The sequence below is a fragment of the Collinsella sp. TF09-1AT genome (assembly GCF_003436895.1).
Classification (GTDB): domain Bacteria; phylum Actinomycetota; class Coriobacteriia; order Coriobacteriales; family Coriobacteriaceae; genus Collinsella.
Window position 1 is genome coordinate 67,640 of the sequence record NZ_QSRC01000001.1, and the last position, 12,875, is coordinate 80,514.

A 12,875-nucleotide genomic window follows, 5' to 3' on the forward strand; every position below is an offset into this window, starting at 1 on the left:
CTTATGTCTGAACAGTCGCAGCATATCCATTTTGAGAACACGAATAGGTGGAGCACCAAACAGCTCGTTACCATGGCGCTGATGTGTGCCTTGAGCGCATTGTTTATGTATGTGCAGCTACCCATCCTTCCTTCGGCGCCGTTTTTGACGTATGACCCGTCGCTGGTGCCGGCGATGGTGTGTGGGTTTGCGTATGGCCCTGGTGCCGGCACAGCTGTTGCCGCCATGGCGATCGTTATCCATGCGCTTACCACGGGCGATTGGGTCGGTGCGCTTATGAACTTGGTTGCTACGCTGGGCTATATTCTCCCCGCGGCTATCGTCTACCAGAAGATGCATACCTATAAGGGTGCCGTGATTGGCCTGGTGCTTGGCGTCATTGCCGCTACGGCGCTGTCTATGGCTGCAAACCTTACCATTGGCGTATGGTTCTGGTATGGTTCGGTCGATGTGATCGCCCCGCTCATGATTCCCGCCGTGCTACCGTTCAACCTCATCAAGACCGTGCTTAACTCGGTGCTCACGCTTGCAGTGTACAAGGCGGTCTCCAATCTCATCACGCCTAAAAAGGACCAGGTCAAAGGCCGCGCATGATTGAGTGTCGGGGCGTTTCCTTTAGCTATGACGGTGCCGTGCCGGCGCTTGACGGCGTCGATCTGAACATAGAGGACGGCGAGTTTTTCTGCATCCTCGGCGGAAACGGATCGGGCAAGTCGACGTTTGCCAAGCATTTGAACGCGCTACTGCAGCCCGATGCGGGAACGGTGTGCGTCAACGGCATGGACGCGTCCGATCCCGAGCTGGTCTACGACATTCGCTCGACCGCGGGCATGGTGTTTCAGAATCCCGACGACCAGCTCGTGGCGACGCTTGTCGAGGACGATGTTGCCTTTGGTCCCGAGAACTTAGGGGTGGAATCCGCCCAGATCGCACAGCGCGTGCGCGAGGCGCTGAAGGCCGTGGGCCTGGTGGGCTTTGAGCGCCACGAGACCCATGCACTTTCGGGTGGCCAAAAGCAGCGCGTGGCGCTTGCCGGCGTGCTCGCCATGGAACCGCGCGTGCTCATATTGGACGAGGCTTCTTCGATGCTCGATCCGCGTGGACACAAGGGCCTCATGAAGGCTTGCCACGCGTTGCACGATCGCGGCATGACCATCGTGATGATTACGCACTTTATGGAAGAGGCCTCCGAGGCCGATCGTGTCGCGGTATTTCGGGCGGGGCGCGTTGCCATGCTCGGTACGCCCGAGGAAATCTTGACGCGGGCGGACGAACTTGCGCAGCTCAATCTGGATATGCCAGCGTCGTGCTGCTTGGGCATGGAGCTTCGTGCGAAGGGCGTGCCCGTTCATGCGCAGGTGCGCGAGGTGGATATGGTCGCCGAGATTGCGCAGACTTATGCCGAGCGAAGTGGGGCAGGCACCGTGGGACAGTCTTCCGCACCCCAATCGGAAATCGTTGGCGGTACGGTTTCGGCAAGCAACGAAGATGACGTACCAGAGCCCGTCATCGAACTATCCCATGTTTCGTATAGCTATTCGCTGAGCGCCCGCGAGCGTCGTCGCTGGCGCAAGCGTTCGGCTGTCGCGGACAAATCGAACAAACAAGCCCTTTGGGGAAACGACCCCAGCAGCCCGTGGGCGCTGCGCGATGTATCGCTGACGGTGCGCCGCGGCGAGTTCCTGGGCCTTGCGGGTCATACCGGTTCGGGTAAGTCGACGCTGGTCCAGCATCTCAACGGTTTGATTCGCCCCCAGGAGGGATCCGTTCGCGCGCTGGGGCTCGATCTGTCAAACAAGAAAGACGCCGCCGCGGTTAAGGCAAAGGTCGGCGTGGTGTTTCAATATCCCGAGCGTCAGCTGTTTGCCGAAACCGTGGCGCAGGACGTGGCGTTTGGTCCGCACAACCTTGGCTTGCCGCAAGATGAAGTCGACCGTCGTGTCGAGTCATCGCTCTCGCGCGTGGGCCTCGACCTTTCCACGGTCGGCGACAAGAGCCCCTTTGAGCTTTCGGGCGGCCAGCAGCGCCGCGTGGTGTTTGCCGGCGTGCTTGCCATGGAACCCGAGGTCCTGGTGCTCGATGAACCCATGGCGGGGCTCGATCCGGCTGCGCGCAGGGATTTCCTTGAGCTTATCGATCGACTTCACCGTGATGGCCTGACCGTTGTCATGGTTTCGCACAGCATGGATGACCTGGCCAATTGCTGCGACCGTATCGTCGTAATGAACGAAGGCGCGGTGTTTGCCGAGGGAACCCCCGAGCAGGTGTTTGCGCATGCCGATGAGCTCAAGTCGATCGGCTTGGGCGTACCTGCTGCTCAGCGCATGGCGTTGGCGCTCGCGGAAGCGGGCGTGCCGCTGCGTCGCGGCGGGCTCTATACGGTTGAGTCGTTGGCCGACGAGTTGGCAGATTTGCTGATCGGTCGCTCGGACGGTTCTTCTAACGTCTCGGACAAGGCCAAATCCGAAACGGTCACGCGAGAGGAGGGTTGCTGATGGAGGCGTTTTCGTTTGGCAGCTACTATCCCGGCGATAGTGCAATCCACCGCCTGGACCCGCGAACCAAGTTGCTCTTGGGCTTTGTGTTTCTGATCACGACGCTCACGGTCAGTGGCTTCCGCGGACTGGCCCCGGTCGCAATTTTCGTTGTGCTGATCTATGCCGTGTCTCGGGTGCCGGCTCGTCGCGCTCTGTCGTCGATGGCGCCGCTGCTGGCGATCGTCGTCGTGGTCGCGGTGCTCAACTTGTTTACCGATCAGAGTGGGCGCATCCTGTGGCAGCTCGGCTTTCTGCAGATAAGCGAGGGCTCGCTGCGTTCTGCCGCCTTTATGGCGTGCCGCCTGACTCTGATGATGGCCGGCATGAGCGCCATTACGCTCACCACGCCCACGCTCGACCTCACCGCGGGCTTTGAGCGTCTGCTCGCACCGTTCGCGCGTGTGGGGCTTCCGGCACACGAGCTTGGCATGATTATGGGCATCGCGCTGCGGTTTATGCCGCAATTTGCCACCGAAATGAAACAGACGGCCGATGCGCAGGCCAGCCGCGGCGCGCGCGTGACGGGCGGTCCGCTCGGCGGTGTGCGCATGCTCGGCAGTGTGGCGATTCCGCTGTTCACCGGCGTGTTCCGTCATGCCGAGACGTTGTCTGCCGCCATGGATGCCCGTTGCTATCATGGCGAGCAGGGCCGCACACGTCTGCATGCGCTTGCATTTGGCCGCGGCGATGCGTTGGCGGCGGTGGTGACGGCGTTGCTGCTCATCTGCGTCATCGTCATCAATCTTCAACTTGTTTAGGCGCGATTTGAGCGCAAGAAAGGGGTCCCTATGACCGACAACGACCGCACGGCTCAGCTTGAGCGCGCCTGTTTGTATCTCAGGCGCATTCCGGCGTGGTATCTGGCCACGACCGATGTGGCCGACGGACATCAGCCCCGCGTGAGGCCGTTTTCGTTTGCCATGGTCGATGACGGCAAACTGTGGTTTTGCACGTCGCGCGACAAGGATGTGTGGGCGGAGCTGAGTGCGAATCCCAAGTTCGAGCTCTCGGGCTGGAAGCCGGGGGAATGTTGGATCGTATTGACCGGCGAGGCCGCACTTGAGGACGACGCAGTTGCGAGCGACAAGGTGCGTCAAGCGGGTTTTAAGCACATGGTGGGCATCGGCGAGGAACACGAGAGTGCCAACGACGGCCGCCTTGCTTTCTTTTCGGTCCGCAACATTGCCGCGCGCTTCTGCGATATCGACGGCAGCGAAGAGCGCCTGGAGCTCTAGCTCACACAAACCAGGCTTCCGGGGTAGTTAATTTGGGACGGGGCTATTTTAGCTACCCCCATATGCCAGTTGACAATTATCCTGGCCAAATAATTCATTGGCAGTTAAGGGGTAGCTAAAATAGCCCCGTCCCAAATTAACTACCCATCTCAAATTAGCTAGTGGCAGGAGGAACCGTGGACGGATTGAATACGGTACTGGAGTATCTGACGTCGGTGCCGGCGTGGTATCTGGCGACGAGTGTGGACGGGCAGCCGCATGTGCGTCCGTTCTCGTTTGCGCAGATTCAGGACGGCAAGCTGTGGTTTGTAACGGCGCGTACTAAAGATGTGTGGCAAGAGCTGCTGCATAATCAGCGTTTTGAGGCCACGAGTTGGTGGCCGGGCCATGGTTGGTTGATCTTGCGCGGGCGTGCGGGTCTGGATGACCAGGCCGCTCCCGATATGCGCGAGGCAGGATGGAAACATCTTGAGCGCTTGAGCGAGCACTATGAGGGGCCTAACGACCCCACGCTCGTCTTCTTTAGCGTCGAGGATCCCGAGGCGTATATCTGCAACCACGATGAATGGGTGCCGGTCGAGCTGTAGTCAGGCTAGCTCATCTTAACAACTTAGTATCCGCATGGGCGGGCCCCGTATTGCCCGGCGCCGTAAGGAGTGCCGGTCAATACGGGGCCCGCTCCAATTTGTCAATTCCTTCAAGCAAATATGTCGGGCGTGTTTCAATGCATGAAGACGCAAACTATTTACGTAAATATGTATTCTCTGGTGCTAAAGTTTCAACCTACCTCATAACGACGACTGCGGAATGCGCATCGGTGCCTACATCGCAGACAAGGAGTCTGAAATGTCTTTGAAGGTTGGAATCGTCGGTGCGGCGGGATACGCCGGAGCCGAGCTTATTCGCCTCATTCTCGGCCATCCCGAGTTTGAGCTTGTTGCCATTACGTCCAACGCCGATGCTGGCCAGCCGCTGTCCGCGGTGTACCCGAGCTTTGCTGGCATAAGCGATCTGGTTTTTACCACGCATGACGCCCCCGAGCTCAAGAGCTGCGATGCGGTCTTTCTTGCCGTGCCGCACACTGCCGCCATGGCACAGGTGCCTGCGCTGCTCGCCGCGGGTGTCTCCTGCTTTGACCTTTCGGCCGATTATCGCCTGAGCGACCCGTCCGTCTTTGAGATATGGTATGCCGTCGAGCACACGAGCCCCGAGCTGCTCAAGACCCGTGCCTTTGGTCTGCCCGAGCTGTTCTGCCAGGACCTGGAGGCCGCCGCATCCGACCATGCCGACGGCAAACCCGTGCTGGTCGCCTGCGCCGGTTGCTATCCCACCGCAACGAGCCTTGCCGCCGCGCCCGCCGTGCGCGCCGGCTGGGTTGCCCAGAGTGGCCCCGTGATCGTTGACGCTATCAGCGGTGTGACGGGTGCCGGTAAGTCCTGTAACGCCCGTACGCATTTTTGCAGCGCGGACGAAAACCTGGAGGCCTATGGCGTGGGCAAGCACCGTCACACGCCCGAAATTGAGCAGATCTTGGGCCTAACCGATCGCGTCGTCTTTACCCCGCACCTGGCACCGCTCAAGCGCGGTCTACTCTCTACGGTAACGATGCCGCTTGCGCCACAGGCTATCGATACCTTGACCCTTGAGGACGTTGTCGACCATTACAAGCAGTTCTACGCCGGTCGCACCTTCGTGCGTGTACTCGATGCCGGTCAGCAGCCCAAGACGGCTTCGGTCGTCGGCACCAACGCCGCCCAGATCGGCCTCGCGCTCAACAAGCGCGCCGGCGTGCTGGTGGCGACGGGCGCCATCGACAATCTGTGCAAGGGTGCAGCAGGCCAGGCGGTCCAGTGCGCCAATATCGTCTTTGGTTTTGACGAGCGACGAGGCTTGCCCACAGTGGCGTGCCCGGTGTAGCACATTCGATTGTTAACGATTTGGTAGTCGGGCATCGAGTGGGGCGCCACTCTTAAGCTGGTTTCATGATCACGACTGGCATGGCGCACCAACCGATGTCCGTTTTTTGTTTGACATAAGGAGTCATAAAGACGATGAATACCGAGCTGTTTGATATCAAGATTCGCGCTGTCGAGGGTGGCGTTACGGCTGCGGCTGGTTTTAAAGCCGCAGGCATCCACGCTGGGTTCCGCAAGAATCCCGAGCGCCTGGATTACGCCCTCGTCGTGCCCGATAAACCCTGTCCCGGTGCCGGCGTGTTTACCACCAATCGCTTTTGCGCGGCGCCCGTGCAGGTGAGCCGTGCCAACCTGGGCGGTGCCGACAAGGGCTACGGCATCATCGCCGGCGTTTCGGTCAACTCTGGCAATGCCAACGCCGCCACGGGTGAGACCGGCCTTGCATGCGCGCGCGAGACGTGCAGCATCGCATCGCAGGTCATCGGCTGCGAGCCCCAGCAGATTCTAGTTGCCTCAACGGGTGTGATTGGCCAGATTCTGCCGATCGACACGTTTGAGACCGCCATTCCTGCTGCCTACGAGGTGCTCTCCGCCCACGGTGGCGCCGATGCCGCTCGCGCCATCATGACGACCGACACGCACTCTAAGGAGTACGCCGTGTCCTACGTCAGTGAGGCTGCGGGTCATGAGGACAATGTCTATACGGTAGGAGGAATGTGCAAGGGCTCGGGCATGATCATGCCCAACATGGCCACCATGATCGCGGTCATCACTACCGATGCCCCCGTTGAGCCGGCGGCACTTCATGCCCTGCTGCTCTCGATCGTCAAGCAGACCTTTAACAAGGTAACGGTCGATTCCGACACCTCGACCAACGACACCTGCATCATGCTTGCCTCCGGCGCCGCCGCAGATGCCGAGCCTATCGACGAGGGCTCCGATGCCTTTGACGAGTTGGCATTTGCCGTGCACGAGGTGTGCGAGAGCCTGGCGCGCAACATCGCCGCCGACGGCGAGGGCGCATCCAAGCTCGTGACGGTCAACGTTACCGGCGCCGTGAACGACGAGGAGGCCGATATCGCTGCCCGTGCCGTTGCCAACTCGCCGCTCGTTAAGACCTGCATCGCCGGCCACGACTGCAACTGGGGTCGCGTTGCTATGGCGCTTGGCAAGTGCGGCGTTAAGTTTAATCAGGAAGACGTTTCCATCGACATGATGGGCATGCCTGTCTGTCGCGACGGTCTGACTGTTCCCTTTGACGAGGACGAGGCTCTACGACGTTTCGAGGCGCCAGAGATCGTGATCTCGGCCGACCTGGGCGCAGGCGACGCGGCAACGACCGTGTGGACCTGCGACCTCACGCATGAATACATCTCCATCAACGGCGACTACCGTTCCTAGATTCCAGGCATGCTGCGCATCTTGCCGCGATTGCGGACGGCGGAGTACGGCGCGATAACGATACGAAAGACGAGGCAGATTATGAAATTCGCACGCGATTGTCGTTCGAGCGAATCCAACGAAGCAACCGCGCAGCTGCTGTTCGAAGCGCTGCCGTGGATTAAGAACCTGACCGGCAAGACGGTTGTTATCAAATATGGTGGAGCCGCCATGGTTGATGAGCAGCTGCGCCGCGACGTGATGAGCGACATCGTTTTGCTCAAGATCATCGGTATGCGTCCCGTCATCGTGCACGGCGGCGGCAAGGCTATCAACGAGGCGCTGAGCCACTACGACATCCCCGTCGAGTTTAAGAACGGCCAGCGCGTGACTACGCCTGCCACCATGGACATCGTGCGCGAGGTACTGGGCGGCAAGGTCAATCAGGAGCTGGTCGCGGCGCTCAACCACCACGGCAACCTGGCCGTGGGCGTGTCCGGCAGCGACGCCGGCACCCTTATCGCCGAGCCACTCGACCCAGAGCTCGGCCGCGTAGGCAAGGTCACGCACGTCAACACCGACTATATCGAGCGTTTGCTCGACAGCGAGTACATTCCCGTTATCGCTACCGTCGCGGCGGGGGAGGACGGCGGTTTCTTCAACATCAACGCCGACACCGCCGCCGGTGCCGTTGCCGCGGCGCTCCACGCGCATAAGGCGATCTTTTTGACCGATGTCGATGGCCTGTACAAGGACTTTAGCGACAAGGACTCGCTTATCTCCAACCTAACGCTCGACGAGGTTAACGAAATGCTCTACGGCGGCGAGGTCGATAAGGGCATGATTCCCAAGCTGCGTGCGGCCGTCGATGCGCTTACCGGCGGCGTATTTCGTGCCCACATCATTAACGGTACTACGCCGCATTCGCTGCTCCTGGAGCTGCTGACCGATGCCGGCGTCGGCACCGTGATCCATTCCACCGAGACGGCTTACGAGTTCGATACGCATCCGCATCCGCTTTCGACGTTTGCTGCGCGTCTGACCGAGAACCTTGACGAGGTCGAGAAGCTTCAGACGGTCTAGCTGACCCGCAGCCGCCCCATTCCTGCACCCATAGCCCCGCGCCGTCTGGCGCCCAACGAAAGGCATCCCATGTCACTTGCAGCTCAGCAATCGCTTGAATCCCATTACGTTATGCATACCTTTGGCCGCTCTCCGGTCGAGTTTGTCGAGGGTCACGGCATGAAGCTCACCGGCGACGATGGCCGTGAGTACCTCGACTTTCTTGCCGGCATCGGCGTGTGCAGCCTAGGTCATGGCGACCCGGCTGTGCTCTTGGCGCTCGAGGCACAGACCAAAAAGCTCATGCATGTCTCCAATTACTTCTACATCGAGCAGCGCGGACAGGTCGCGGCGCTGCTGTCCAAGCTTGCTAACGACGACGTAGATGGTGCGCGCGTGCTTGCCGATGCCATTGTCGCCGGCGATGAGACCACGGCAGCTGCTCTTGGTGCCCCGGCTGCGGATGAGCAGGTTTGGGAGGCCTTCTTTGCCAACTCTGGCGCCGAGGCCAACGAGGGCTCGATGAAGCTCGCGCGCCTGTACGCCAAGCGTGCCGGTAATGGCGGCAACACCATCGTGTGCATGCGCGGCGGGTTCCACGGCCGTACGCTCGAGACCATTGCCGCCACCATGCAGGATTGGCTGCAGGATAGTTTCCGCCCGCTGCCGGGTGGCTTTGTGGCCTGCACGCCCAACGATGTCGATGAACTGCGTGCAATCTTTGAGCAGCTGGGGAGCGAAATTTGTGCCGTGATGCTCGAGCCGATCCAGGGTGAGAGTGGCGTGCACCCCATGACCGAGGAGTTTATGGCGGCGGCGCGCGACCTAGCACACGAAGTGGGCGCCGTGCTTATCGCCGACGAGGTCCAGTGCGGTCTGTTCCGCTCCGGCAAACCGTTCGCTTACCAGACCTATGGCGTGGAGCCCGACATCATGAGTCTTGCCAAGGGCATCGCCGACGGCGTTCCTATGGGCGCCGTGGTGGCAAAGAAAGAGATCGCCGACGTGTTTAAGCCCGGCGATCACGGTTCGACCTTTGGCGGTAGCTGCTTGGCCATCGCGGCGTGCGCCGCGACGCTCTCCGCGCTCGTGCGCGGCGATTATGCCGACCATGCTGCCAAGGTAGGCGCCTATATGGAGGCAAAGCTCGCCAAGTTACCGCACGTTACCGAGGTGCGCGGTCGCGGCTTGATGCTCGGCTGCGACTTGGATGACGCAGCAGGCGATGCGCATGATATTGTTGCCCGCGCGTTGGCCGCCGGTGCCGTGATTAACGCTACGGGTGCCCATACGCTGCGTTTCCTGCCGCCGCTCGTCTGCGAGGAAGCCGACGTGGATGGTCTGATCGAGATTCTGTCGGGTGTCTTGGGCTAACGCGGCGCAATAACTCAATTTGGACCGGGTTCCGGACTGCGGGTGTGCCATATGCGGCACGATTCAACGGTCTGGAGCCCGTTTTGCCTTAGATTTGCTAAGGCAGGGAGACCTGCTGGTCAAAAAACATCAAATATGAGTAATGTTACCGATTTGGTAGCAGCAATTTTGGACTAATAAGGCCAGATAGCAAGTCGAAATGGCGATGAATGCACGATTTTGATCCAATTGTTAGTCCCTATAATGGACATATGTTGCATAACTTAAGCAAAAACTATCTTTTTATATGTTGCAAACAAAGTAGCAGTACTCATATTTGCCGTTTTTTGACCACAGCCTTTGTGACAGACGTGCTGGCGGGTTCGAATCCCATGCGCTGGGCCCAAAAAAGAAAGGCTCCCATTGCTGGGAGCCTATCAAATCAGTGGTGGGTGATGAGGGATGTCCGCGTGCGGCTTCGCCGCCCGCTTCCGCTTCGGGCCTGCGGCCCTCGCGTGCTGCGCCGGAAAACGCTTCGCGTTTCCTCAGCTCCGCACCCTGTCGGGTTCGAATCCCTCTGCGATGGGCCCAAAAACGAAAGGCCCCCATAGATGGGAGCCTATCAAATCGGTGGTGGGCGATGAGGGATTCGAACCCCCAGCCTTGTGCGTGTAAAGCACCTGCGCTAACCGTTGCGCCAATCGCCCGCAAAGATTAAGTATAGCGGAAACCCTGCGTGGTTCACCGCTAATTCATAACGAAATCTAAGCGGCGACTTCGGCGCCCTTGTTCTCGTCGATAAAGAAGCGCTTGTACCAAATGAGGAATGTCAGCGTGGTATAGATCTTGCGCTGGTTGAGCGCGCGGCCCTCAAAGTGATCGTCGAGCAGCTTCATGAGCGCATCGGTGTCAAAGAAATCGGCAGCCCACGGTGCGGTGAAGTACTCCTTTACGTAGTCGTAGTACTTCTGCTCGCGCAACCAGAACCTAACTGGCACCGGGAAGCCAACCTTCTTGCGCGTTGCCCACTCATCGGGCAGCGTGCGATTGGCGGCGTGGCGCAGGACAAGCTTGCAGCCCTCTTCGTTGACGCGGTAGTTGGCGGGAATGTGTTCGGCGAACTCCATGACCTTTTTGTCCAGGAACGGAACGCGGAGCTCCAGGGAGTGTGCCATGCACATCTTGTCTGCCTTGAGCAGGATGTCGCCCGGAAGCCACATGTTCATATCCAGGTATTGCTTCTTAGAGAGCTCGCAGCAGTCGGGGACCTGCTTGTAGTACTCTGCGCACATTTCGGAGGCGTTCTTGCCAGTGTCGTAAGCTGGCTTGAGAACCTCGTCGACCTCGGACGGGTCGAACACCTTTGCCTGGCCCACGTACCAGCGCTCGGGGACCTCGGCACACTTGGTCAGGAAGTTGTGACCCTTAAAGTAGGGGAGATGCTGAACGAGCGAGCCCAGGGCACGACGCACGCCGAGCGGCACGCGCTTCTTGAAGGAGCGCATCTCGGAGGTGTCCTCGTACCACTCGTAGCCGGCAAACAGCTCGTCGGCACCCTCGCCCGAAAGGACGACGGTAACTTCCTCAGCGGCCATCTGTGCCAGATAGTACAGCGGCACGCTGGAGAGGTTCGATTGCGGCTCGTCCATGTGGTACTGGATATCGGGTAGCGCGTCGAAGAACTCGTCGGCGGTGATCATCTTGCGCACGTTCTTAATGCCAAGCTTGTCGGAAAGCTCGGCGGCGTAGTTGGTCTCGTTGAAGTTCTTGTAGTCAAAGCCGACGGAATACGTGGTGTCGGGCATGAGACAGGCGGCAATGTAGCTGGAGTCGACGCCGCCGGAGAGGAACGAGCCAACTTTAACGTCGGCGATGCGGTGTGCGGCAACGCTCTCGTGCACGACCCTGTCGCACTCGTCCACGTACTCCTCGAAGCTCTTGGAGTTGTCATCGGTAAAGTCGCAGCTCCAGTAGCGCTTGATATCCATGGTGTTGGTCATAAGGTCGTACGTAAAGCAATGCGCGGGGGCAAGCTTGAACACGCCCTTAAAGAACGTCTCCTCCGTGGCAGGGAACTGCAGCGTGAGGTAGGGACGTAGTGCGTCGTGGTTGACGGCCTTCTCAAACTTGGGGTGGTCTAGGAAGCTCTTGATCTCGGAGCCAAACAGCAGCGAGCCGTCGGAGGCCCGGTAATAATAGAACGGCTTGATGCCAAAGATGTCACGGGCGCCGAAGAGCTTGTTCCTGTTCTGGTCGTGAATCACGAACGCATACATGCCGCGCAGGCGGTTGACCAGGTCCTCGCCCCACTCCTCGTAGCCGTGCACCAGGACCTCGGTGTCGGCGTTGCAGTGGAAGACGTAGCCGGCAGCCTCGAGCTCGGCGCGAAGCTCCTGGAAGTTGTAGATCTCGCCGTTGAAGACGATGGTGACCTTGCCGTCATCGCTCGACATGGGCTGAGCGCCAGCTTCGGAAAGGTCGAGAATCGAAAGACGGCGGAAGCCGAGGGCGACGTTATCGACGATGTGCTGGCCGCCCATATCCGGCCCGCGATGGATGATGCGATCCATCATGGCCGTGAGAGCCAGCTCACTCTGTTCATCTGTACCGGTAAAACCGACAAAACCGCACATGCAAGATCCTTTCTGCTGACGGCTTAGGTGCGCTGCCGCAAGGCATGCAGCAGTCAATATCAATCAATCCTTACTATCATGCCAATCTTTTGTTTCGTGATGGGGCATAAGCGCCGAGGGGACCGAAAAACCACGGCCCGCACGTTGGGTGAAGCGGCGGGCCGTGGTTGCGAACACTATGTATGAGCGGTTAGCGCTTGCTGCGGTCGGCGAGACGGTGCTCCACCTTGGTGACGACGTGGATGAGCGGAATCGTCACGACCAGATAGTAAAGTGCGGCGCAAATGTAGGGCGTAATGTTGCCCGTGGTGGCCGTGAGGTCTTTGGAGAACAGCATGAGTTCCATGACCCATGACGCCAACGCTCGAAAGCAGCGACGTGTCCTTGTACAGCATAACGAACTCGCTGGTCATGGTCGGTATAACGCAACGTACGGCTTGCGGGATCACGATGCGCGACATAACTTGGGACCAAGTCATGCCAAGCGAGTAGGCAGCTTCCGATTGACCAGGCGGTACGCTCTCGATGCCGGCACGGAAAATCTCGGCAAGATAGGCCGAGCAGTTGATGGCTAGCACACCAACGCCGAGCGGCAGATTGGGTACGTTGAGACCGATCATAGGGAACCCAAAGAACGCAATGTAGATCTGCGGGAAGAGCGGGGTTCCGCGCAGGACGTTGATGTATGTCACGGCGATGCCGCAAAGCACGCGCTGATGGCTCGTCTACATAAAAGCGAGTAGCAGCTGATGGGAAGGC

11 protein-coding genes, 1 tRNA gene and 1 pseudogene are annotated in these 12,875 nt (G+C 59.5%); 9 read left to right on the top strand and 4 right to left on the bottom strand.

The annotated features are described in order from the left end of the window. Positions 1-3 precede the first annotated feature (3 nt). From DXC90_RS00290 to DXC90_RS00330, 9 genes are all read left to right on the top strand, one after another. The gene (locus DXC90_RS00290) at positions 4-594 is read left to right on the top strand and encodes an ECF transporter S component (protein WP_117734273.1); all 591 of its coding nucleotides are present in this window, start codon (positions 4-6) and stop codon (positions 592-594) included. Then, complete coding sequence (locus tag DXC90_RS00295; RefSeq protein WP_117734274.1) at positions 591-2,495, top strand: energy-coupling factor transporter ATPase; 1,905 nt, start codon at positions 591-593, stop codon at positions 2,493-2,495. Before DXC90_RS00290 ends, DXC90_RS00295 begins: the two co-directional genes overlap by 4 nt. Next, positions 2,495-3,295: an energy-coupling factor transporter transmembrane protein EcfT gene (locus tag DXC90_RS00300; RefSeq protein WP_117734275.1), complete on the top strand. Its 801-nt coding sequence runs from the start codon at positions 2,495-2,497 to the stop codon at positions 3,293-3,295. The genes DXC90_RS00295 and DXC90_RS00300 overlap by 1 nt, the downstream gene beginning before the upstream one ends. A 30-nt stretch (positions 3,296-3,325) precedes the next feature. Next, a complete protein-coding gene (locus DXC90_RS00305) occupies positions 3,326-3,772 on the top strand; it encodes a pyridoxamine 5'-phosphate oxidase family protein (RefSeq protein WP_117734276.1) in 447 nt (148 codons plus the stop codon). 176 nt (positions 3,773-3,948) lie between these two features. Beyond that, on the top strand, positions 3,949-4,359 hold the full coding sequence (locus tag DXC90_RS00310) for a pyridoxamine 5'-phosphate oxidase family protein (protein ID WP_117734277.1): 411 nt from the start codon (positions 3,949-3,951) through the stop codon (positions 4,357-4,359). Between the two features lie 259 nt (positions 4,360-4,618). Further along, positions 4,619-5,689 (top strand): N-acetyl-gamma-glutamyl-phosphate reductase, encoded by a 1,071-nt coding sequence (gene argC / locus DXC90_RS00315; RefSeq protein ID WP_117734278.1) that lies wholly within the window; start codon positions 4,619-4,621, stop codon positions 5,687-5,689. A gap of 134 nt (positions 5,690-5,823) precedes the next feature. Next, positions 5,824-7,089, top strand: a complete 1,266-nt coding sequence (gene argJ, locus DXC90_RS00320; RefSeq protein WP_199406577.1) for a bifunctional glutamate N-acetyltransferase/amino-acid acetyltransferase ArgJ — start codon at positions 5,824-5,826, stop codon at positions 7,087-7,089. 81 nt (positions 7,090-7,170) lie between these two features. Continuing rightward, complete coding sequence (argB, locus tag DXC90_RS00325) at positions 7,171-8,151, top strand: acetylglutamate kinase (protein WP_117734280.1); 981 nt, start codon at positions 7,171-7,173, stop codon at positions 8,149-8,151. A gap of 69 nt (positions 8,152-8,220) precedes the next feature. Continuing rightward, positions 8,221-9,504 (top strand): aminotransferase class III-fold pyridoxal phosphate-dependent enzyme, encoded by a 1,284-nt coding sequence (locus DXC90_RS00330; RefSeq protein ID WP_117734281.1) that lies wholly within the window; start codon positions 8,221-8,223, stop codon positions 9,502-9,504. Positions 9,505-10,114: 610 nt separating this feature from the next. On the opposite strand, the gene DXC90_RS00335 is transcribed toward DXC90_RS00330, so the two are convergent. The 4 genes and pseudogenes from DXC90_RS00335 to DXC90_RS09650 form a co-directional block, all read right to left on the bottom strand. After that, positions 10,115-10,190, bottom strand: a tRNA-Val gene (locus DXC90_RS00335). A 57-nt stretch (positions 10,191-10,247) separates the two neighbouring features. Then, on the bottom strand, positions 10,248-12,116 hold the full coding sequence (gene asnB / locus DXC90_RS00340) for an asparagine synthase (glutamine-hydrolyzing) (protein ID WP_117734282.1): 1,869 nt from the start codon (positions 12,114-12,116) through the stop codon (positions 10,248-10,250). A 190-nt stretch (positions 12,117-12,306) separates the two neighbouring features. Further along, positions 12,307-12,462, bottom strand: a complete 156-nt coding sequence (locus DXC90_RS09645; RefSeq protein WP_233502104.1) for a hypothetical protein — start codon at positions 12,460-12,462, stop codon at positions 12,307-12,309. Positions 12,463-12,532: 70 nt separating this feature from the next. Next, positions 12,533-12,826 (bottom strand): annotated as a pseudogene (locus tag DXC90_RS09650) (ABC transporter permease subunit); the annotation flags it as partial. Between the last annotated feature and the right edge of the window lie 49 nt (positions 12,827-12,875).